At 70.8% G+C, this 21,715-nt stretch carries 20 protein-coding genes; 7 read left to right on the top strand and 13 right to left on the bottom strand.

All coding sequences use genetic code 11. The annotated features are described in order from the left end of the window. Positions 1–37 precede the first annotated feature (37 nt). A complete protein-coding gene (locus DNK54_RS15805) occupies positions 38–490 on the top strand; it encodes a hypothetical protein (protein WP_110207971.1) in 453 nt (150 codons plus the stop codon). Positions 491–607: 117 nt separating this feature from the next. On the opposite strand, the gene DNK54_RS15810 is transcribed toward DNK54_RS15805, so the two are convergent. Both DNK54_RS15810 and DNK54_RS15815 read right to left on the bottom strand, forming a co-directional pair. Next, complete coding sequence (locus DNK54_RS15810; RefSeq protein WP_204164636.1) at positions 608–2,722, bottom strand: FAD-dependent oxidoreductase; 2,115 nt, start codon at positions 2,720–2,722, stop codon at positions 608–610. A 71-nt stretch (positions 2,723–2,793) separates the two neighbouring features. Then, positions 2,794–3,972: an alpha/beta fold hydrolase gene (locus DNK54_RS15815; RefSeq protein WP_110207972.1), complete on the bottom strand. Its 1,179-nt coding sequence runs from the start codon at positions 3,970–3,972 to the stop codon at positions 2,794–2,796. Positions 3,973–4,050: 78 nt separating this feature from the next. On the opposite strand from DNK54_RS15815, the gene dapD reads away from it, so the two are divergent. The 3 genes from dapD to DNK54_RS15830 all read left to right on the top strand — a co-directional run bounded on the left by dapD (position 4,051) and on the right by DNK54_RS15830 (position 6,465). After that, positions 4,051–4,983 (top strand): 2,3,4,5-tetrahydropyridine-2,6-dicarboxylate N-succinyltransferase, encoded by a 933-nt coding sequence (gene dapD / locus DNK54_RS15820; protein WP_239460141.1) that lies wholly within the window; start codon positions 4,051–4,053, stop codon positions 4,981–4,983. Positions 4,984–4,987: 4 nt separating this feature from the next. Next, positions 4,988–5,959 carry a VldE C-terminal domain-containing protein gene (locus DNK54_RS21775; RefSeq protein ID WP_110207974.1) on the top strand — a complete coding sequence of 324 codons (972 nt, stop codon included), beginning with the start codon at positions 4,988–4,990 and terminating at the stop codon, positions 5,957–5,959. A 104-nt stretch (positions 5,960–6,063) separates the two neighbouring features. Continuing rightward, positions 6,064–6,465: a hypothetical protein gene (locus DNK54_RS15830; RefSeq protein ID WP_110207975.1), complete on the top strand. Its 402-nt coding sequence runs from the start codon at positions 6,064–6,066 to the stop codon at positions 6,463–6,465. A 12-nt stretch (positions 6,466–6,477) separates the two neighbouring features. Here the strand turns inward: DNK54_RS15830 and DNK54_RS15835 are convergent, their stop codons facing one another. From DNK54_RS15835 to fdxA, 3 genes are all read right to left on the bottom strand, one after another. Beyond that, positions 6,478–7,485, bottom strand: a complete 1,008-nt coding sequence (locus DNK54_RS15835; protein ID WP_162602494.1) for a helix-turn-helix transcriptional regulator — start codon at positions 7,483–7,485, stop codon at positions 6,478–6,480. A 63-nt stretch (positions 7,486–7,548) separates the two neighbouring features. Then, positions 7,549–8,658 (bottom strand): succinyldiaminopimelate transaminase, encoded by a 1,110-nt coding sequence (gene dapC / locus DNK54_RS15840; protein ID WP_204164653.1) that lies wholly within the window; start codon positions 8,656–8,658, stop codon positions 7,549–7,551. After that, positions 8,655–8,981, bottom strand: coding sequence for a ferredoxin (gene fdxA, locus DNK54_RS21315; protein ID WP_204164637.1), 327 nt, complete (start codon positions 8,979–8,981; stop codon positions 8,655–8,657). The genes dapC and fdxA overlap by 4 nt, the downstream gene beginning before the upstream one ends. A gap of 57 nt (positions 8,982–9,038) precedes the next feature. Between fdxA and DNK54_RS15850 the strand changes: the two genes are divergently transcribed. Next, the gene (locus DNK54_RS15850; protein WP_110207979.1) at positions 9,039–10,046 is read left to right on the top strand and encodes a GNAT family N-acetyltransferase; all 1,008 of its coding nucleotides are present in this window, start codon (positions 9,039–9,041) and stop codon (positions 10,044–10,046) included. Between the two features lie 57 nt (positions 10,047–10,103). Here DNK54_RS15850 and DNK54_RS15855 read toward each other — a convergent pair whose 3' ends face one another. The 6 genes from DNK54_RS15855 to DNK54_RS15880 form a co-directional block, all read right to left on the bottom strand. Continuing rightward, positions 10,104–10,616, bottom strand: coding sequence for a hypothetical protein (locus DNK54_RS15855; protein ID WP_110207980.1), 513 nt, complete (start codon positions 10,614–10,616; stop codon positions 10,104–10,106). Positions 10,617–10,709: 93 nt separating this feature from the next. Beyond that, positions 10,710–12,467, bottom strand: coding sequence for a VanW family protein (locus DNK54_RS15860; RefSeq protein ID WP_162602496.1), 1,758 nt, complete (start codon positions 12,465–12,467; stop codon positions 10,710–10,712). A 122-nt stretch (positions 12,468–12,589) separates the two neighbouring features. After that, complete coding sequence (locus DNK54_RS15865; RefSeq protein ID WP_110207982.1) at positions 12,590–12,988, bottom strand: hypothetical protein; 399 nt, start codon at positions 12,986–12,988, stop codon at positions 12,590–12,592. A gap of 2 nt (positions 12,989–12,990) precedes the next feature. Next, a complete protein-coding gene (gene mshB / locus DNK54_RS15870; RefSeq protein ID WP_110207983.1) occupies positions 12,991–13,911 on the bottom strand; it encodes an N-acetyl-1-D-myo-inositol-2-amino-2-deoxy-alpha-D-glucopyranoside deacetylase in 921 nt (306 codons plus the stop codon). A gap of 138 nt (positions 13,912–14,049) precedes the next feature. After that, positions 14,050–14,388, bottom strand: a complete 339-nt coding sequence (locus DNK54_RS21320) for a hypothetical protein (RefSeq protein WP_204164638.1) — start codon at positions 14,386–14,388, stop codon at positions 14,050–14,052. Next, positions 14,385–15,440: a (deoxy)nucleoside triphosphate pyrophosphohydrolase gene (locus DNK54_RS15880; protein WP_204164654.1), complete on the bottom strand. Its 1,056-nt coding sequence runs from the start codon at positions 15,438–15,440 to the stop codon at positions 14,385–14,387. The genes DNK54_RS21320 and DNK54_RS15880 overlap by 4 nt, the downstream gene beginning before the upstream one ends. A gap of 204 nt (positions 15,441–15,644) precedes the next feature. On the opposite strand from DNK54_RS15880, the gene DNK54_RS15885 reads away from it, so the two are divergent. Further along, positions 15,645–17,618, top strand: a complete 1,974-nt coding sequence (locus DNK54_RS15885; protein WP_110207985.1) for an FHA domain-containing protein — start codon at positions 15,645–15,647, stop codon at positions 17,616–17,618. Beyond that, positions 17,615–18,712 carry a hypothetical protein gene (locus DNK54_RS15890; protein ID WP_110207986.1) on the top strand — a complete coding sequence of 366 codons (1,098 nt, stop codon included), beginning with the start codon at positions 17,615–17,617 and terminating at the stop codon, positions 18,710–18,712. Before DNK54_RS15885 ends, DNK54_RS15890 begins: the two co-directional genes overlap by 4 nt. Positions 18,713–18,787: 75 nt before the next feature. Here DNK54_RS15890 and DNK54_RS15895 read toward each other — a convergent pair whose 3' ends face one another. Together DNK54_RS15895 and DNK54_RS15900 are read right to left on the bottom strand one after the other, a co-directional pair. Then, positions 18,788–20,356, bottom strand: a complete 1,569-nt coding sequence (locus DNK54_RS15895; protein ID WP_162602497.1) for a hypothetical protein — start codon at positions 20,354–20,356, stop codon at positions 18,788–18,790. A 134-nt stretch (positions 20,357–20,490) separates the two neighbouring features. Further along, positions 20,491–21,510, bottom strand: a complete 1,020-nt coding sequence (locus tag DNK54_RS15900; protein ID WP_162602498.1) for an esterase/lipase family protein — start codon at positions 21,508–21,510, stop codon at positions 20,491–20,493. Positions 21,511–21,715 lie beyond the last annotated feature (205 nt).

Genomic DNA, 21,715 nt, shown 5'->3' on the forward strand with positions numbered 1-21,715 from the left:
GCAGGGTCGTGACCGACTACAAGCACCGAGGTGAGTCATGTCCGAAGCAACGACGGCCGGCGCGCCGTCCGCCGGCGAGGGCAACGGCCGCGTGCTGATCGGCCTGTTGGTGCTGCTGGGCCTGTTGGTCGCCGGCGGTGTCGGCGTGGCCGCCGCGCTCGACGCCGACGAGCCGCGGGCACCGGCCACCACCTCGTTGACCCCGGCTCAGACCGTGGCCGAGGCGATCGGCTCGATCACGGAGGGCGACTGCGAGGCGGCCCGTCGCCACGTGCCGGCGCTCGATGACACCTTGTGCCACGCGCTGCGTCCTGCCGGGTTCCGGTACGGCGAGGTGCGGGCGCTCTCCGCCGACGCCGAGGAGGCGATCGTGCAGATCACCGTCCATGCCGCTGGCGACGCCTTCCCCGTGCGGGTCTGGCTGGAGCGCGATGTCGAGCGTTGGGTCGTCGTTGACTGGAGCGAGCCGGCCGGGACGGCGCGGCAGTAGCCGGCTCCGACTGGTGCGATCCGCTCCGACTGGTGCCGTCTTGATGTCGCGGAACGGCGTCCTGGCGCTTGTGAAGCGACCACCACCCCGCGTGACAGCGGGGTGCGGCAGCGGCGGTCAGAAGGTGGCGGCGAAGCTCCAGGCGGAGTGGATCGCGCCCTCGATGTAGCCGACCGTGGCGGCATCTCCGACCACCTCGACCGGGACGCCGGCGGTCGCCAGCGCCTCGGCGAGCGGAGCCCCGGCGGTGGTGTCGGCGGCATAGACGACCATGTCGGCAGGCGCGGAGAGAGTGTTCTCCCCCACCGTGAACTCGACCGAGTCGGAGGTGATCCGGGTGACCGTCGCCTCGCGGTGCAGGGTCACGCCCAGCTCTCCGGCCTTGCGCACGGCGGTCCACCGACGCGGCATCGCCATCGGCAGGCCCAGGGGCTTACCGGCTTCGACGAGCGTCACGGAGCGACCGCGCTCGGCCAGCCACTCGGCAAGCTCCAGGCCCACCAGGGAGCCTCCGATCACCACGACGTTCTTGCCCATCGGAAGGAAGGTGCGGGTGAGCTTGCGGATCGCCTCGGGGCTCTTGGTCACCCCGGAGAGCTTGCCGAGCTTGCCGATGGTGCGCAGCAACCGAGAGCCGTCGGAGGCCTCAGCGCTGCCGAGCAGCAGGTTGCGCAGCGTGTCGCCGGTGTGCACGTGCGGCAGGTCGCCCCCAGGCACGTCGGGACGCGGCCGCACCGCACCCGTCGCGACGACGACGTGGTCGGGTCCGATCTCCTGCACGAGCTGCGGGGTCGCCTCGGTGTCGAGGCGCACGTCGATGCCGAGCCGCTCCACCTCGACGGTGAGCCAGTCCAGCAGCCGCTCGTTGTCGGGCGTCGTCAGTGTCGAGAACCACAGCGTGCCGCCCAAACGGTCCGCTTTGTCGACGACTGTGACCCGGTGACCGCGCTCGGTGAGCAGCCGCGCGGTCTCCAGGCCCGAGGGACCGGCGCCGACGACCAGCACGTGACGGCTCTGGCGGGTCGGCGAGAGGGGCAGGAGCTTCTCGTTGGCAAGCACCGGGTTGACCGCGCAGAGCGGCGTGTCGTCGTAGAAGTTCTCCTGCACGCAGACATAGCAGTTGATGCAGGGGCGGACCCGCTCCGGCTCGCCGGCGGCGATCTTGTTGACCAGCTCCGGGTCGGCCAGCAGCTGACGGCCCATCGCGGCGAAGTCGATCCGGCCGTCCGCGATCGCCTTCTCGGCGATCTCGGGCAGCATCCGGCCCACGGAGATCACCGGGACCGAGACGTGCTTCTTCACCTCGGTCGCGAGATCCAGGTAGGCAGCGACCTTGTTGGGCAGCGGGCCGTCGGTGAAGTTGGAGAACGGGTTGCGGCCCCACCCGGTCACGTGGATGGCGTCGGCGCCCGCCTTCTCGAAGAGCGCGGCGGCCTGGCAGGACTCCTCGTTGGTGAGGCCGCCCTCCTGGCCGTACTCGGCACCCGCGACGCGCACGATGACGGCCATGGTGTCGCCCACGGCCGCCTTGACCGAGGCGATCACCTCACAAGCGAGCCGCGCCCGGTTCTCGAGGCTGCCGCCGTACTCGTCGGTGCGACGGTTGTCGGCACGGTTGAGGAAGCCGCCGAGCACGTAGCCGTGGGCGCAGTGGATCTCGATGGCGTCGACCCCGGCGCGCTGGCAGCGCAGTGCGGCGTCGGTCCAGGTCTCGATGAGCCACGCGATGTCGTCGGCGGTGGCCTCGTGGTAGCTGCCGGACTTGCCCTGTGTGACGGCGCCCATCTTCATGAGCTCGTCCATGGTGTTGTCGGCCAGGGCGCTCATGTCGTAGCTGTAGTCGGGCCTCGACGGCACCAGCATGGGGCGGTCGTTGAGGATGTCGACGCGGGCCACCTTGCCGTGGTGAGTGCTCTGCACGCAGAGCTTGCTGCCGGCGGCGTGGACCGCGTCGGCCAGGGCCTTGAGGCCGGGCAGGAAGCGATCCTCGGAGAGGCCGGGCTCCTTCGTGCTCGTCGCACCGATCGGGTAGGCCACCGCCGAGGCTCCGGTGATGATCAGCCCGGTACCACCGGCCGCACGGGCGACGTAGTGGTCGACGTCCTCCTGCTCGATCTCGCCGTCGACGCAGACGTTCATGTCCATCGCGGGCAGCACAACCCGGTTGGCGAGCGTCATCGGGCCGATACGGCCCTCGGAGAGCAGGTGGGAGTAAGTCTTGGTCCTGGCCACGCCCGCACGCTAGGCCGGGCCGGGCCGGGCCGCGTGGCGGTGGCCCGCTCAGCGGGAATCGACGGACGGCGTCACTGCGGGCAGCTCGAGGCCGCAGGCTTGCCCTCGAGCCGGTCGATCAGCCACTTGATCACATCGGTGACCTCCGCGTAGGCGATCCCGACGTGCGTGGCGTTCGGGTACTCCCGGTAGTCGATCGCCTGGCCGGCGGCGCAGCGGCGTTGCACCCAGGCGCGCTGGGAGGCGACCGGAACCACCTCGTCGGAGCCGCCCTGCGAGACCCGCACCGGCGCCTCGATCTTGCCGTCGGGGAGGTTTTCCTCCACCAGCTTGTAGAAGGTCGTCCCTGGCTCGAGGGCGGGCAGCACCGGCGCCTTGAGCTGCTTCTCCATGCCGTTCAGCCCCTGGTTGCCGCACCGGTCGCCGATCTTCTCGATGAGCTCCCGATTGGACGGGTCGACCTCGTCCCACAGCCCGCTGTCGGGATAGACCTGCCGCCAGGAGTCCAGCAGGTAGGCCCAGAGCCGCCGCTGCGCGGACGTGTCCTGGGTGTAGTCGAAAGTCTTGAGCAGGTCGGTCGGCGGAGCGGTGGCCGCGACGCCGAGCAGCTTGATGTCGGGGGCGTAGTCGGGTGCAAGCATCCCGGTCCACAGCGCGGCGTGCGCTCCTTGGGACTGACCCCAGACCAGGGCCTTCTTGGAGACCTGGAGATCCGGCATCTGCCGCGTCGCCCGGATCGCGTTGAGCATGTCCTGCGCAGCAGCCTTGCCGACCAGGAAGCCGTGCGGTCCCGGCGTGCCGAGCCCGGCGTAGTCGGGGGCGACCACGACCGTGCCCTGCTGGGCCATCGCTACCAGCGTGTTGGCCGCGAACTGGAGGCGGTCCAGGTCTTCGGAAGGCGCGCACGACTCCGCGATACCCGTAGTGCCGTGAGCGAAGGCGAGGATCGGCTGCGTCTTGACCGCACCGTCGGTGGCCGCCATGACCAGGGCCGAGGCCTCGCGGACCTTTCCCTCTCGGTCCTGAGTGAGGTAGACGATCCGTCGAGTCTCGAAGCCCTTGACGTTCTGCTTGCCGACCGGCGGGCCGACACTGACCAGGTCGCCGGGCTCGGAGGCACCCGGGAAGGTCTCCGGTGGCGTCCGCTGCGGGTCGCCCTTCGTGGCCAGCCAGATGACCAGGCCGGCCACGAGCACCAGGCAGAGCCCTCCGGCCAGGAGGTAGGGCAGCGGGCGGCGCGCGAAACTCACGGGGTCATCATGACCGATCCCTGGTCGCCGCCGACCGCGGATCGGCCGACTTCACCAGATCTCGTAGGATCCACCAGCGTGACTGACAACGCTGCCCACGGCTGGGGCCTGGCCACCCTGACCGCCGACGACACCCTGCTCGACTGCTGGTTCCCAAGCCCCTCGCTGGGGCTTCCGCAGGCGAGCGAGGCACCGAGTGAACTCGGCTCCCTGGCTGGGCAGGACCCGCTGCGCGGCGTACGCCGGGAGGTGCGGTGGGTGGCGATCAGCGACCTGGCCGAGGCACCGGCGTCGAGCGAGGACGCGTGGCTGCGGCTGCATCTGCTCTCGCACCGCCTGGTGGCTCCGCACGGTCTCAACCTGGACGGCGTCTTCGGTCTGCTCGCCAACGTCGTGTGGACCAGCGCCGGCCCGTGCGCCGTCGAGGGCTTCGAGCTCACCCGTGCCCGACTGAGGGCTGCCGGCCAGCACGTGAGCGTCTACGGCGTGGACAAGTTCCCGCGGATGGTCGACTACGTCGTGCCGACCGGCGTGCGGATCGCAGACGCCGACCGCGTGCGCCTGGGCGCCCACCTCGCGTCGGGCACCACGGTCATGCACGAGGGCTTCGTGAACTTCAACGCCGGCACCCTCGGCGCCTCCATGGTCGAGGGCCGGATCTCCGGCGGGGTCGTGGTCGGTGACGGCTCCGACATCGGCGGGGGCGCCTCGATCATGGGCACGCTGTCGGGTGGCGGCAAGCAGATCATCTCGATCGGTGAGCGCTGCCTGCTCGGGGCCAACGCCGGCCTGGGCATCTCGCTCGGCGACGACTGCGTGGTCGAGGCCGGCTGCTACATCACCGCGGGCACGAAGGTCACGCTCGCGGACGGCTCGGTGGTCAAGGCGCTGGAGCTCTCCGGCGCCAGCAACGTGCTCTTCCGCCGCAACTCCGTCACCGGCGCCGTCGAGGCCGTCGCCTGGCAGGGCGAGGGCATCGCCCTGAACGCCGCGCTGCACGCGAACGACTGATCAGATGAGACTGCGCGGCCCGGTCCTGGGCGGCCTGGCCGCCATCGGTCTGGTCGCGGGGGTCTTCGTGGCTGTCGAGATGGGCATCGGCCCGTTTCCCGACCCCGAGGGGTGCACGGCTGACGTCGGCGGCCACCAGGTCTCCTTGAGCACCGAGCAGGCGGAGAACGCTGCCCTCATCTCCGCCATCTCGGTGCAGCGTGGCATGCCGCCGCGGGCCGCGAGCATCGCCCTCGCGACGGCGTACCAGGAGTCGAAGATCGAGAACATCGAGCACGGCGACCGCGACTCGCTCGGGCTCTTCCAGCAGCGACCGAGCCAGGGCTGGGGCACCGAGGAGGAGATCCTCGACCCCTACTACTCCACCAACGCCTTCTATGACGCGCTGGAGAAGGTCGACGGGTACGCCGACATGCGGATCACCGAGGCCGCGCAGCTCGTGCAGCGCTCGGGCTTCCCTGAGGCGTACGAGGATCACGCGGACGACGGCCGGGCCCTTGCCTCCGCACTCACCGGGCAGTCGCAGGGCGGCCAGTTCACCTGCGTGGTGAAGGATGACGTGCCCACCTCCTCGACCAAGCTGGACGACTCCGGACTCACCTCGCGTGCTGCGTTGGTCCGGCAGGACGTCGAAGCCGCCTTCGGACGGCTGTCCCTGGGCGGCTTCGCCCCTGGGGGCGTGCGCGACGGCCACATGGAGGGGTCGGCGCACTACGACGGCCGCGCTCTCGACATCTTCGTCCGGCCGGTGACAGACCCCTCGCGCGCCAAGGGCTGGGCGATCGCCTACTACCTGGTCGCCCAGGCTGACCGTCTCGACATCCAGACCGTCATCTTCGACGGCAGGATCTGGACCGCGGGCAAGCGCTCGGAGGACGGCTGGCGCGACTACAGGCCCGACACGTCGGGCCGCACCGCCGAGCAGGCCGCGATCCTCGAGCACCGCGACCACGTGCACGTCGACGTCTATCGGTGACGTCCGACCGTTAGCGGACAATCAGCAACCGGACAGGTCAAATCCCCCGTTTCCAGGCCACGATGGCAGACACCTGTTGTCTTCCTTCTCTGGAGCTGATCGCGATGACCGTTCTCACGCCTGCCACCGTTCGCCGCAGCGGGGCGGCCCTGGTCGCCACCTTGCTCGGCACCGGGCTCCTCGCCGCCCCGGCCGATGCCGGGGCCCTGACGGAGCGACGCGCTGCGGTGAGCGTCACCATCAAGGCCGACGGAGTGGATCTCTCCGGCAAGGTGAAGAGCCGGCGTACTGCCTGCAAGGTGGAGCGGACCGTCCTGATCTACAAGCAGTTCGGAGGCCGCGGTGGCGGCAACGACCACCTCTTCGCTACCGACACCACCGATGAGCGCGGTCGCTGGAACTCGGGGAACACCGGTCAGGCCGGCAAGTTCTACGCCAAGGTGCGGCCCACCGCGAAGTGCCGCGGCGCGAGCAGCCCGACCGTCCGGGCGGTGCGCTCGAACTAAGACCGCAACGCGCTAATGCCGGGCACGCCACGCCATGCCGAGTGTGAACCGCGAGTTCACCCCGAGCTCCGTCATCGCCTCGGCGATCCGGCGCCGCACGGTGCGGGTGGTCACCCCCAGTACCCGGGCCACCGCGTCGTCAGTGAGTCCATCGGCCAGCAGGCGGACCACGTCGACCCAGGGCGGCTCGTCGGTGCGCCACGCCTGGGAGCGCATCCACAGGTGCTCGAAGAGCAACTCCATCGCTGTGACAACCGGCGGCGTACGGATCGTCAAGGCGCTCTCCGGGCTGCCGTTACCCCAGTGCACCGGCAAGGCCACGAGGCTCGGCGCGTCGACGTAGAGCCAGCTCGGGACGACCTCCGTGCATCGGAACTCGACGCCGGCAAGCCGCGCCCCCGCTACCAAGGTGGCGAGCTCCGCCCCGGTCCCCCAGGTCGGGTCGGCCGGCACCAGCACCCGGACCCGAGCCGATGGCGCCACCTGCTCCTGAAGCCGCCCCAGGTGGCCGGAGTCCAAGGCCACCCGCAACACCTCGGCCTCCGGAGTGACGAGCGAGGGCCGGCAGGGCCGCTCCCGCTCGGCATGGCGGAACCACTCCGCCCAGGAGTCGGAGCGCGCGTGCACGATGCTCACCGCGAGAGGGTGCTCGCCGTCCGGATCGGCGGTGCCAAGATCCCAGGCGCGGATAAGGCCCGGCAATGCGTCCATGAGGGTGACGGTCCGCAGGTTCTCGGCGAGCAACGCCTGAGCCCGCGCCTGGCCGAGCGCAACGAACACGGCGTACGGCGACTCGAACTCCAGGCCATCAGCCACCCGGCGGGCGAAGCCCGCGGCCTCGAGCGCATCGAGCCGGGCAGCGAGGTCGTCCGGACAGTTCCGCAACGCGGCAGCCAGCGTCTGCTCGTCTCGGGGGCGGAGCAGGTAGGCGGTGTGGAGCACCTCCATGGTGACCGAATCCAGGAGTGGTCCCTCCTGCACTCCACGCGGCGAGGCGAGAGGGGAGAGATCGGGAGTCATGAGCAGAGCCTGACCAATCCCCTCCGCACCCGCAAGGGACCGGCCGCTACTCGGCGCGAGCGGTCAGTTCCCCAGACGTGCCACGGCGGCGTCGATGCGCTCGTCCGTGGCGGTGAAGGCGACCCGCACGTGTCGAGCGCCGGCGTCACCGTAGAAGGCCCCCGCCGCGACCAGGATCCCGCGGTCGGCAAACCAGGAGACCAGGTCCCAACAGTCGGTGTCGGCTCCCTCGCGGGTGGTCCACAGATAGAGGGATGCCTCGGAGTCGTCGATCCGGAAGCCCGCGCGCTGCAGTGCCTCCTTGAGCTTGGCCCGCCGCGCCGCATAGCGGGCATGCTGCTCGACGACATGGGTGTCGTCCTCCAGCGCGGCGATCATCGCGTGCTGCTGCGGGCCAGGCATCTGCAGTCCGAGGTTCTTGCGCACCGCCAGCAGCTCGGCGACGACGGCGGGGTCACCGGCGACGAACGCACACCGGTAGCCGGCGAGGTTGGAGCGCTTCGAGAGCGAGTGCACGGTGAGGATGCCCTCGTGTGACCCGCCGCAGACGTCCGGGTGCAGGATCGACATCGGCCGCGGCTCCTCCCACGAGCACTCCAGGTAGCACTCGTCGGAGATCAGCAGCGTCCCTCGTTCACGGCACCAGTCGACCACCTTGCGCAGATGGTCGAGCGGCAGCACCTTGCCGGTCGGGTTGGAGGGTGAGTTGATCCACATCAGCTTCGGGCGCTCAGGCCCGATCGCGGTGAGCGAGTCCGCCGCCAGCCCACGGGCGCCGGCCAGCGCCGTACCCACCTCGTAGGTCGGGTAGGCGAACCGCGGCCAGACCACCAGGTCGCCCGGGCCGACGCCGAGGTGGACCGCAGCGCTGGCAATGAACTCCTTGGAGCCGATCAGCGGCAGCACGCCGTCGATGCCCAGGCCGGTCACGCCGAAGCGACGTCCGAGCCAGTCGACCACGGCCTGCCGCGACTCGGGCAGGCCGATGGTGACCGGGTAGCCCGGGCTGTCGGCGGCCTCGGCGAGTGCACGCTGCACCACCGGCGGAGTCGGGTCGACCGGGGTACCGACCGAGAGATCGACGATCCCGTCCGCGTGGGCTCGTGCGCGCTCGGCGTACTCCGTCAGGCGGTCCCAGGGAAAGGCTGGGAGCCGCGACGAGACAGAGATCAGTGGTCCTGGTTCTGCGGCGGCAGGGCGGCCACGAACTCGGCGTCCTTGTCGATCTCGCCCATCTTGGCGGCGCCGCCGGGAGAGCCGAGGTCGTCGAAGAACTTCACGTTCGCGTCGTAGTAGTCCTTCCACTCCTCCGGGGTGTCGTCCTCGTAGAAGATCGCCTCGACCGGGCAGACCGGCTCGCAGGCACCACAGTCGACACACTCGTCGGGGTGGATGTAGAGCATCCGCTTGCCCTCGTAGATGCAGTCGACGGGGCATTCGTCGACACAGGCGCGGTCCTTGACGTCGACACACGGCTGGGCGATGACGTAGGTCACCAGATCCTCCTGAAGGAGATGCGAATGATGCGGATGGGTCCAGCCTAATATCCCCGCATGGATTCGTCGGAGGGACTCCACGAAATGGGCAAGCATCTGCTTGGTCCGCACGTGGTCGGGCAACGTGTGGTGGTTCGCCGGATTCTGCGCGGGCAGACCGGACCTACCGGGGGCCCGGCCTTCACCGACATCCTCGGGGTGTGTACCGCGTGGGGCGAGGGCCGCTGCCTGGTCCAGCCCGAGCGCGGTCCGGCGGTCGTCATCGCGATCGCCGACATCGTCTCCGGAAAGCCCGTGCCGCCACGGCCATCGGTGCGTCACCGCGTCTCGCCGGAGGAGGCGGAGAGCCACTCCCTGGTGCTGTGGCCGCAGGTGGAGACGGAGCAGGTCGGCGCCTGGGTGCTCCGTACCGACCCCGCACCGGTCGGCCGGCTGCTGAAAAGGGCCAACTCCGCGCTGGCCATCGGCGATCCGGGCCTGCCCCTCGGCGAGGCCGCCGAAGCGGTGACCCGCTTCTACGCGGCCCGGGAGCGAGAGCCACTCGTGCAGGTCCTGGCGGACTCACCCGAGGAGCGGTTCTTCGCCGACGCGGGGTGGGAGCTGGTGCCGGGTGGCGACGCGGAGTTCCTGATCGGCTCGGTCGCACGGACCGCCCGTGCCTTGCGTCCCGCCGCGGCACTCGACTTCGAGACGCTGCTCGCCGGCAACCGACCGCGGGAGGCGCAGGTCGGCGTCGTGTCGGACGGTCCACGCCTCAACGTGGAGCTCCGGATCGGCAACCGCCTGGTCGGCGGCGGCCGGGCCGCCCGCTCCGGCGACTGGCTCGGCGTCCACGCCCTCTCCGTCGAGCCGGAGCTCCGCCGGCGGGGGCTCGGGCGCCGGATCATGGCCGAGCTGGTGGAGTGGGGCGCTGAGCAGGGCGCCACCACGCTCTGGCTCCACGTGGAGGTCGACAACCACGCCGCCCAGGCACTCTATGCCTCTCTCGGCATGACGCCGCACCACGCGTTGCGCTACCTCGCTGCCCCTGCCTCCGCCTCACGTCATGCGTTCTTGAGGCCATAGCCCGCGCAACGCATCACGTCCGATCCGGCTCTGGGCGTACGGCGGCATGAGGTCGAGCTAGTCGGTGGCGGTGGCCCCGGCGAGGTCGATCCGATGCGTGAAGGGCGCCACGAGAGCAAGGATCTCGTCGGTGATGGCGAGGTTGGGGTCGTTCGCGCAGTTGTCGAGGTCGAGCGTGCGGCTCAGTGAGCCGTCGATCTCGAAGCCGAGGCCAGTGCCTCCGCTGCATCCTTCTTGCCCGGGCGCCGGCTCCCCCAGTTCGGCCACGGCAGCGGGGAGATCGGCGGTGAACCTTTCCCACTCCGGGGCCGGCATCGGCAACGTCTCGTCGCTCAACACATCGCCGTAGGAGTCGACGACGAGCCGGATCGACTCCTGGTCAAGGGTGAGCTGCCAACTGCGGTGGTACTCGGGCGGCACCGACGAGTCGCGGAAGGCGACCTTGACCGTGGTGGTCGCCGGGTCGGCGTACTCCTGCTTCTCCCCGCCGCCGCCACCGCCACCGTCGTCGCACGCGGTGAGGCCGGTGAGGGCGAAGGCCAACAACAAGGTCGAGAGGATCAGGCGCATGCGGGTCCGACGCCGGCCGCGCCGAGACGGTTCCCGTCACGACGCTCCGGCCGGCGGTTGCTGTCGCGACGCTCCCGACAGAGCGCCAGGCGCTCAGTCCTGCTTCTCGTCGTCCTTCTTCTCGCCGGGCGGCGGGCCGCAGACGACGCGGTCGACGGCGATGTAGGCGGTGTGGAACTTCTCCGTCTTCTCGATCTTCTTCGAGCCGGGCTTGTGGAAGTAGCGCCAGACGTCGACGTCGAAGCCACTGCTGGGCGCGGCGTTGGGCACGCAGCCGGGCGTGGTGATGTGCCGGGTCGCTGCGGGCCGGTAGTTGTAGCGCTCGCTGGTCTTGGTGGTGATGTCCCAGATCTTGGTCGAGTACATCTTGACCGTCACCACGCCGTTGGACGAGTAGCCAGGCGTCACCTTCGCCGAGATCAGCACACCGTAGTCGGTGTTGTTCTTGAAGCGCAGGTCGACCGAGCCCCAGGCCACGGTTGCCTCTCGTCCGACCGGATAGCGGTCGATGTAGAACGAGTGCGGCTTGTGCTCGATGTCCTGCAGGCCGGCGAAGAACATCGCGTTGAACGTCGTGGTCGCCATCTGGGAGACGCCACCGCCGAGGTCTTCCTTGAAGACCCCGTTGCTGATGATCGTGCCGGTGGTGAAGCCGTTCTCGAGGGTCCGCTCCCCCACGATGTCGTTGAGCGAGAAGACCTCACCGGGCTTCAGCACCGTGCCGTCCACCAGCTCGGCCGCGCGACCGATGTTGACGTTGCGGTAGTTGGCCGGCGGGTAGTAGGTGGTGAAGGACGAGATCTCCTCCTTGATGCCCAGCGCCTTGGCGTCGGCGGTGGTGAAGTCGGCGTCGGTGACTGTGGCCTCCACGTCTGCCTCCCGCTCACCGGCCGGCTTCACGACGAGGTCGAGGAAGGTCGCGGTGATGTCTTCGGTGGCGAAGTCGACTCCCGGCTTGGCGGGGATCACCTTCGGCTTGCCGTTGACCAGCTTCACCGTGGCGTCGACGGGAGCATCGTCGCGGCCGACCATCTTGCTGCGGACGATCTTGTCGAGCCGCTTCTCGTCGAGCGTGGGCTCGAGGGCACCATCGGTCGCCACCAACGAGAGCGCCTTGGTGTAGGCACGCGGAGCCAGCTGCACCTTCGTCTTGTCGAAGTTCAGGGTGACCGACGCAGAGACGGCCGGGTTGGCAAACTCGTCAAGCGCCTTCTGCACGTCGGCCTCGTCGATCTCAGGGTCGGCCTCGGTCAGGCTCAGGTCGGCCGTCTCCCCCTCCAGGAATGCCTCGACCAGCTGCCGCTCGGCGGTGTCGCGATCGATCAGACGGCCGATCACCGGGTCGGTCGTGCGCACCTCGGCGCCCTTGAACGTGACGCTGCCGTCGACCGGGGCCTTGCCGTACTGCTCGTCGAGCAACGCGAGCACCTTCTCCAAGCTTGCGGAGTCGACGACGGTCACCGGCTCGATCTCGTCGCCACCGGTGTAGTAGTTCCACAAGCGGGACGGCGACCAGCTGCGGCCGCCCCCGGCCTCGGCGACCGTGGCCGCTGCATCGAGCGTGATCGGCGCGTCGGCGATGCGGATCTCCTCGCCGCCGTCGATCGAGGCTTTGACCGCCCTCGGGGTGCCGAACTCCTTCTCCAGCTTGGCGATCGCGGCATCTTCGTCCATGCCGCCGATCTTCACTCCCGCGACCGTGGTGCCCTTCGGAACCTTCGCTCCGGCCCCCGCGTAGGCGCCGGCGTACCCGGCCCCGGCGAGCACGAGGACTCCCAGCACCGTCAGCACGACGACACGACCGCCCTTGGACTCCTTGGCGGGCGCTGGGCCGGTGTTCTGCTTAGTCACGCGCGCAAGCCTAGACGTCGCCACCGACGCATCCCGGGGGTGTCCCGCTTGGGCATGTTGTCCCCGCGCTGACAGCGTCCCGCCTCAGCAGCAGCCGCCGCACCGGCCCACGGTCGGGGTGGTCACTGCTCCTGGCTCCCCGGGGACGGACCTGGAGACACCGCGCCGCGGGCCCGGGGAGCCGGCAGGGTGACGATCGCCGCGACCATCAGCCCGAGGCCGCTGGCGAGGAAGAGATAGCCGCGGAGATCTGCCGAGATCGCGTAGGAGCCCGCCGCCGTCCCCTGGATGGCCACGAGGACAAGCACCAGCCAGCCGGTGGTGAAGCCGATCCGAGGCCAGCCGGTCGGCCAGGCCGCCAGGGCGGCGGCAGGAGCCGCCACGGCCAGCAGGAACCAGGCCCAGTTGTGGTCGTGGACGGCGGTGGACGCCAACCCGGTGCCGAGGCCGACGACGAGGGCCAGGAGGCTCAGCAGGACCCGTCCCCAGCGAGCGACTGCGCTGCGACCGGCAGCGGGCATCGTCACAGGCCGGCGAAGAGGTCGGTCTCCAGCCCGTCGGCGCCGACCGGGCCCTTCGCGCCCTTGACCAACCGGTAGAACTCGTAGCCGAGCATCGCCGAGCCGACGTTGTTCGAGAGCGCGAAGAACGGGCCGTCGACGGTGATCTGCGTCTTGTGCGCGGCGAGTGCGGCCATCTTCGCGTCGGCGTACTCGCTCGCGTCGACGCAGGCGCTCAGCAGCTCGTCGGCGCAGACGAACGGGGGCAGCGGGCCATCGGGGTCCATGCCCTCGAACGCGGTCTCGTCGCCCGCCTCGCGCAGCATCCGCAGGCCTTCACGCATCCGCGACTCGGACATCGCGCCCCAGTAGACCTTCGCGATCTCCCAAGGCTCACCCAGGTCGGGCCGGTGCCCGTCGATCGCCGCCAGGAACGCGGCGTAGGTGGCCACCCGGTGGGCCTGGATGTGGTCGGGGTGGCCGTAGCCGCCGAAGTCGTCGTAGGTCACCATCACCTGCGGTCGCACCTCGCGGATCACCGCAACCAGGTGGTCGGCCGCCGCGAGCAGGTCGGCGTGCCAGAAGGCGTTGTCGTGGATCGTGTCAGCCGGGATCGCATGGCCATCGGCGTGCCACTGCATGCCGGAGTCCCGGTAGGTGCCGAACCCCCCGAGGAACCGGTGGTCGGTGACGCCGAGCGCCTTCATCGCCTCGGCGAGCTCCGTACGCCGGTGGGCACCGAGGGCATCGTCCTGATCGGCGGCGAGGTGGCTGAGCTCGGGCACCAGGATCTCGCCCATCTCACCCGCCGTGCAGGTGACCAGGGTGACGCCCCGCCCCTCAGCGGCGTACTTCGCCATCGTGGCGCCCTGCCCGATCGACTCGTCGTCAGGGTGGGCATGCACCAGCAGCAGGCGCTGGTCGGGGATCTGGCCTTCGGTCATGGGCCAAGCCTACGGATCCGCTCCGACGCGGACAGCCACGGTGGGCACTTGTGCTGGTGACGCTCGATGGAGTGTGCGGGCTGCTGACGCCCGAGAAACGCGCCATCTCGCTCCATCGAAGCGAGGTGGTGCGTGGTGCTAGACCGAGGGACGCTTGATGCGACGCGGGGCGAGCGGGAGCTCCATCGGGGCGGCAGCGGTCCCCGAGCCAGCATCGGGCCCCGAGCCGAGATCGGCGCCCGGCCCGACACCGGGACCGGGGGCGGGGACCTGGCCGTCGTCCAGCCAGCCGTCGTGGTTGTCGATCAGCAACTCGAACTGCACCGCGGGCGCGTCGGTGCGCACCGCCCACTGGTGGTCCTCATCGTCGTCCTCTCCCGCCAGGCGCTCGACCTCGACCTGCGCGTTCCAACCGGAGCGGATCAGCTGGGCGGCGACCTCGCGGGCCGTCTCCTCCTCGAAGAAGATCCCCCTCACGAGGCCCGTTCCTCGTTCTCTGCCAGCGCCGCGTCGAGGGCCGGGCGCCGCGCCTCGAACTCGAGCAGCGCCTGGCTGCTGACCGACCGCAGCGGCTCGTCCAGCTGCGCGACCGCGGCACGCACCCGGTCACCGACAGCGGCAAGGAGCTCGCGTGCCGAGGGCCCCGAGAACGCCTCGGCGATCAGCTCCAAGCGGCGGACGATCTCGGCGTCGGAGAGGGTCATCGGCGCCGCGGCCCAGGCGAGGTGGGCGAGCTGTCGCAGCGGCAGCGTCGGTGCGGCGTGCCGCCAGCCGGTCACGCCGGTCACCCGCGTGCCCTCGAAGAGCACCTGCTCGGGCCCGAGCTCGTCGTGGGAGAAGAGCGCGATCGGCCCGAGGTCGGGATGGGAGAAGCCGCCCGCCGCCGCGTTGACGGTGTCGAGGAGCTGCACCAGGGCCACCAGGTGTACGTCGTCCATCTCCTCGACGGGCACGGGGCGGCCGGGCAGCAGCTCGAGCACCTCGCGACCGCGCTCGTCGATGCCGAGGACTCGCGGCACGCCCGGCACCAGGTGCCGACGCAGCTGCGCGAGCAACGCGTGCACGGCCGGGGTCCACGGGCCGGTGGGGCGGCGTACGGTGCGACCGACGCGCACGACCTCCGACCCCTCGGCCATCGGGTCGCCGTCGAGCAGCACCTCCCGTAGCTCAGCGAGGAAGGGACGGTCGGGTTCGAGCCAGTCGAGCTCGTCGAGCTCCTCCGGCCCCACCCAGCGCAGCTGGTCGTGCTCCACCGGCTGCGGTACGGCGTCACGGGCGATCCGGGCAAGCGCGACGGTGAGGGCGTGGGTCTGGCCGACGGGCACCGAGCCGGCGAGCCAAGGGCCGAGCTCGACGTCGAGCCCGAGCTCCTCGCGGATCTCGCGGACGAGACCCTGCTCGGCACTCTCCCCCGCCTCGACCTTCCCGCCCGGGAACTCCCAGCGGCCGGCCGCTGCGGCTGGTGCGGTCCGTCGAGCAGCCAGCACACGCCCGTGCCGAATGATTGCTGCTCCCACTACCGCCTTCATCTCGGTCACGAGTGTTTCATAGATCAACTACCGGGCGAGCCGGGAGCCGGAAACTGTGCCTGCCGTCACCCGATGGTTGATCGACAGGAACTGGAGCAGCGACTCTGCGCAGCGGGACTGCGAGGGTTGCCCCGCGCTCGATAGCATGCGGGTTCCATCGCAGACGCGCGGACCACCATCCAGGCAGGCAGACCAGGGGGCACAGTGACCAGCAACATCCGGGTGCAGGCAGGCGGCCAGAGCTACACCTTCCCGGCAACGGGCCCGGTCCGGATCGGGCGCTCCCCCGAGGCCGACGTGGTGCTTGCGGGTGGCAGCGTCTCTCGCCAGCACGCCTCCCTGGTGCCGGGGCCGCAGGGCTGGCAGCTGGTCGACGCCGGCTCGAGCCACGGCACGTGGGTCAATGGTCAGCGGGTGCAGGCGATCCCGCTGACGGGGCAGACCACCGTCACCCTCGGCCAGGGTTCGGACGCCGCCACGATCCTCGTCGTCCAGGAGGGAGCGGAGGACCGCCCGGTGCCGCACGCACCGACGATCAACCCGGCGGCCCTGCCGCCGACGATGGTGCCCAACGGCTCGGGCGCGCCCGGTGCCCAGGCGCCCGGCATGCTGGTGCGCTCGCGGGCCGGCGACAAGCGCTTCGGGCTGATGGCGCCGGTGCGGATCGGGCGCGAGCCGGGTCTGGAGATCACTGCCGACGACCCGTCGGTCTCGCGCCAGCACGCACTCCTGGAGCCCCGGCCCGACGGCTGGTGGCTCTCCGACCGATCCACGAGCGGCACCTACATCGACGGTGAGCGGGTCAGCCAGCGCAAGATCGAGGAGCCCACCACGATCATGCTGGGCCACCCGACGGCGGGCTACGAGCTGGAGCTGGTGCCGGTCGTGACCGCGGAGATGGCCACCAAGGCGATCCAGGGCCGCAAGCGGAAGAAGGCGTTCGGCCGGGTCGGGCTGATCGCCGCCGCGCTGGTGCTGTTGATCGGCGGCGTGACGACGGCTGTGGTGCTCAGCAGCGGTGATGACGACCCGAAGAAGCAGGACGAGGCCGGCCTCACCGAGGCCGAGCTCGACCGGGCCAAGGCCGCCAGCGTCTTCCTGGTGGCGGTCGGCGCGGACGGCCAGCCCACCCACACCGGCTCGGGCAGCATCATCAGCGACGACGGCCTGATCCTCACCAACGCTCACGTCGGCAAGCCCTCCTCCCCGGGGCAGGGCGCCAGCGAGTTCGCCGACCCGGCCTATCTGCTGGTGGCGCTCACCCAGGAGTCCGACGACAAGCCGGCCGAGCCGACGTACCGGGCCGTGCCGATCGTCAGCGACGGCTATCTGGATCTCGCAGTGCTCCAGATCATCGAGGACGCCGACGGCAACAAGGTCGACCAGGCCGACCTCGAGCTGCCGGAGCCGATGCCGCTGGGCAACAGCGACGAGCTGCGCACCGGTGACAGCATCACCGCGCTGGGCTACCCGGGCATCGGCAACCCGCAGGCCGGGATCGACCGGCCGCTCACCGTGACGAAGGGCGTCGTGTCGACCTTCCAGCGCGACGAGGTGGTGGGCACCGAGCGCGGCTACATCGACTCCGATGTGCGGCTCGGCTCGGGCAACTCCGGCGGCGCCTCGATCAACGACGACGGCGAGCTGATCGGCATCAACACCGCCGTGATCACGGCAGTCTCGGAGTCCGCCGGCGCGATCACGCAGGGCTCGGCGCTGCTGCGCCCGCTCAACCTGGCCGACAAGGTGCTGGAGATCGCACGCAAGGGCGGCGACCCCGACTACGTGTCGCCGTACGCCGAGGAGCTGCCGGACCCGCAGGACGTCCCCTCCGACGTCTCCGGGGTGGGCAACGGATGGACCACGGACGGTCAGGGTGGCTGCGTGGGCACCACCTCGTTGGACAGCCCGCAGACGATGTCGGTGGCCCCGGAGCAGACGATCTATGCGGAGTTCACCATCACCGGCCTCCCGGAGGGTACGCCGATCGGCGTCGGCTTCGTGGCCCCCGACGGGGAGACCCAGCTCGGCAGCGTCCAGGACACCTGGAAGTTCGACCCGTCCAGGCAGTGCGTCTCGGTGCCCTTCACGGTGCCTGCCGGCGTCAACGGCGCCAACGCGGTCTTCTTCGTCGGCGAGGGCGACGTGCTGGCGGAGAACCCCCTGCTCTTCCAGTGAGCATCCATCTGACCCGATCCCGACCGCTGCTGCCGGAGGCCGAGGCCCTGGCAGCGGCGGCCGGCGGACGGATCGGGCTCGACGGACTGGCCGAGGCGCTGGCTGCCGGCACGGACCGCCGGCTGCACCGCGGCCGCGGCTCTCGGGTGCCCCGGCTGCTGGGCCGCGCCGTCGACTGGGCCTTCACCTGGGACCGGGCCGACCGCCGTGACAAGCGCTGGTGGCCCCAAGGCATCACCACCTCGGCCGACGGCGGCCCCCTCGCGCCCGCGCCGGAACGCGACCTCGTGGTCACCTCCTGGTACTCCAAGACCGTCGACGGCACCACCCATGGGGCCCGGATCAGCGTCGTCGATCTCGCCACACTGCGCTACGAGCACGTGCTGCTCGTGCAGCCGAAGCTGGTCGACGGAGCACTCGTGCTCGAACCGCTCCGAGTCCATGCGGGCGGACTCGTCTGGCACGGCCCGTGGCTGCACGTGGCGGCGACCGGCCGCGGCTTCATGACCTGCCACTGGGACGATCTGGTGCGGGTGCGCACTCCGGCTCCCCAGCAGGACTCCCTGGCCGTGACCCCTGACGGCATCGCCAGCTGGGGCTACCGACACCTGCTCCCGGTCCGCTTCACCCACCGCGGAGCCGGCAGCGCGGACGCGGCCAAGCTGCGCTTCTCGTTCCTCTCGCTCGACCGCAGCGGCGACGTACCCCAGCTCGTCGCGGGCGAGTACGGGCGTGGCACCCAGAGCCGCAGGGTGGCGAGGTTCCCCGTCGACCCGGTCTCCGGGCTCCTGGCCGACGACCTCGGAGGCGAGGGCGGCACCACCACGGCGCTCGGGCTCGACGACGCCGGTGTCGCCCGGATGCAGGGGGCCGTGGTCGCACGGGACCGCTGGTACGCCACCGCGTCGGTCAGCCCGTTCCTTCCCGGGTCCGTGTACGTCGGCTCACCGGGTCGGCTGCGCGGTCACCACCTGGCGACCCCGATCGGCCCGGAGGACCTTGCCTACTGGCCGGCGCAGGACCGGCTGTGGACCGTCACCGAGCATCCACACCGGCGCTGGGTCTGCGCGATGCGGCGGGCCTGGTTCGACTGAACGCACGCCTCGATCTATGGGTCGCGGCCCAGCGGCGGCCATCACTGGTGGGGACGACCGCCGCTGACGGGAGCCTCAGCGGGTGCGCTGAACCCGCACGGTGACAGCGGTGTCGGAGGCCTCGGTGGCGCCGTTGCCGCTGTAGACGATGCTGAGCCGGTGCTTGCCGAGGCCGCGCAGCGTCTTGGTGGGCACGGTGAGCTTCACGGAACGCCCGACGTTGGGCATCCGGAGGCGAGCGATGCGGCGTACGCCGTCGAAGATCCGGATCGTGCCTGCGGTGCTGGCCTGGCGCGGCACCTCGAGCTTCACCACCACGACCGTGCCCTGGCCCTCGCGCACCACCTTCTGCACGCGCTTGATCCGCAGTGTGCTGGGCGCCTTGGTCACCGCGACCGGCGGCGTGGCGACGCTCGCCGGCGCCCGACCGGCCTGGGCGGCGGTGACGCGCGCGCTCACCTGGTGGCCGGCGTCCGCTTTGCGGAGCGCATAGCCGGCGTCGGTGGCCCCGGGGATCGGGGCACCGTCGCGCAGCCACTGGTAGGTCACCTCGACGTTGCTGGGCTGCCAACTGCCGGCGGTCACCCACAGGCTCTTGCCGACCATCGGCTTGCCGCTCAGGTGCGGCGCGGTCACGGAGGCGACGGCGCTGCGGGCGGCCACGGTGAGCGGGGTCGTGGTGGCGGTGGCGTCGGCGTACCCGGTGAGCTTCGCGGTGACCCGCAGCGTGATGGCGCGTCCGAGGTCGGCGGCGGTGAGCACCAGGGTGGGGCCGGTGGCACCAGCGATCGCGACGCCGTCGCGCAGCCACTGCCGGGTCAGCGTCGCACCGACCGGCGCCCAGACGCCGTCGTCGGCGGTGAGGGTCTCCCCCACCTCGGCGACACCGCGGATCCGCGGCGCGGTGGTCGCCGAGAGGCCCGCGCCGGGTAGCACGGTGACCGGAGCCGAGTAGACGACGGTCCAGCCGGTCAGCGAGGTCGAGGTGGCCTCGACGCGCACCGTGAGCGGCCGGTTCAGGTCGTCGATCGTCGGCGTGTAGGTGAGCGTCGTCGCGTCAGGGATCGCGGTGTTGTCGCGGAACCACTGGTAGCGGAAGGTGCTGTTGGCCGGCGCCCACAGCCCGGGATCGGCGGTGAGCTGCGTGCCGACCTTCGGCTGGCCGGTGATCGCCGGCCTGCGCGTCGGCACCGGTGCGTCGCCGAGGCCGACCGTCGTGGCGGCGGAGTCGGCGATCGTCGCCGCGCTGCCGGGGACCGCCGCCGCCACGCGGACCGAGAGCCTCTTCAGGTAGTCGTCCGCCGTGACCAGGTAGCTCGTGCCGGTGGCGCCGAGGACGGGCACACCGTCACGGAGCCACTGCACGGCGGTGGCGGCGTACGACGGGTTCCAGGTGCCGCGGTCGGTCGTGACCGTCTCACCGACACGTACGGAGCCGAGGATCCGGGGGGCCGTCACCAGGACCGGCTGGTCGATGCTCGGAGCGGCGGTCGCGGCGCCGCGGGCGGTGCCAGCGTGCGCGGGCGCGATCCCGGCAAGGAGGGGACCAGCGACCAGAAGCGCGGCGGCAGCCGCCAAGCTGCGGGCGCGGAGGCGCCGAGGCGTCGGCCGAGGGCGGGCGGAGGCACGGGTGGACGCGGTCAACATCACTCCTGACGAAACGGTCCCTCCCCGGACTCACGAAACCTAACGACGGGCGACGGCGCGGCTCGGAGTTCTTGTCTCGACCCGGTCGAGCCAGACAACCTGGGTTCGGTCCGGACCAGACCAGTCGCCGGTCAGCGTCGCAGGTAGGCCCGGAGCGGCGGCTCGGTGGCCGTCAGCGTGCTGGGGTAGGAGGTCAGGATGCCGGTCCCGAAGCCGGGAAGCGCCGGCAGCGCGTTGGCGACCTGCTTGTCGAGGCCGCAGGTCACCTTGCCGATCCGCGAGAGCTTGCCCGGCCCGCGGTGGTCGAGCGCGTCGAAGGCCAGCTGGAAGAACGGCTTCTCGGCGATGATCAGCAGATGCTCGGCGACATCGGCCGGGCACAGGTCTTGCAGAAGGTAGTTGCGGGCACCCGGGGCCTGGAGATGCGAGGCGGCAGGCTGCGGGGTGACGATCTCGTCGTAGCGGGTGGCGAAGGCTGTGTAGGACGGCCCCGGGGGCAGCGGGTGCTTCGCCAGCGCCGTCAGGAAGTTCGAGCCAGGCGTGTACTGCTTGAACGCCTCGGCACAGGGCAGCACGCAGAGCACGTTCGCCATCGAGGTACCGAGATCGAAGGCGCCGGCGTACGAGATGAAGTCCGCGACGCGCTTGGCGGTGTCGGGCCAGATCCTCAGTGCGTACGCCGGCAGCGTGGCGCCCTGGCTGTGGCCGATGATGGCGATCTTGCGGCCCGCGCGCCGATGGACGGCACGGATCGCGTGCACCACGAACTCCACGTTGTGTTGGAGATCGCCCATGCCGCGCTTGGGGATCCGCACGGTGCAGTAGGGGTTGCCGCGCTTCTTCAACGCCGCGTAGTAGTTCCAGGTGAAGTTGTCGTCCGGCACCGCACCGGTGCCGTGCACCAGGAGCACTGTCCGCTTGCGCACCTTGCCCACGTTCGACGTGCACGCGATCGCGTGGTTGAGCACCGCCTTGCTGGTCCGCAGCCGTGGTCCCTTGGCCCGGATCGCCTTGACGGCGGTGGTGCGCGCGGCCACCGCCTGCGAGTCCGTGGGCGCCGCGGAGCCCACCGAGACGGCGGGCGACGAGGGAGCGAGGAGCGCCAGCAGGACGCCGATCGTCAGCAGTGCGCGGGCAGGGACGGTGGACATGTGGCCTCCGAGGGACGTGCTACTCAAGGACGAATCGGACCATTGGCGCATCTGGGCAGCGCCGCTCGCACGGCAGGCCGAAATGCGCGACAGCCCACCCTCGTCAACCGAGGGCAGGCTGTACGGTTACGGGGCGGACCGGGTCACGCGCGCGCAGCGGCTGGCTCGCATGACCCGGTCCGCGTCTGCGTCCCGTTGGGTGTTA

Source organism: Nocardioides daejeonensis, assembly GCF_003194585.1.
GTDB classification, from domain to species: Bacteria; Actinomycetota; Actinomycetes; order Propionibacteriales; family Nocardioidaceae; genus Nocardioides; species Nocardioides daejeonensis.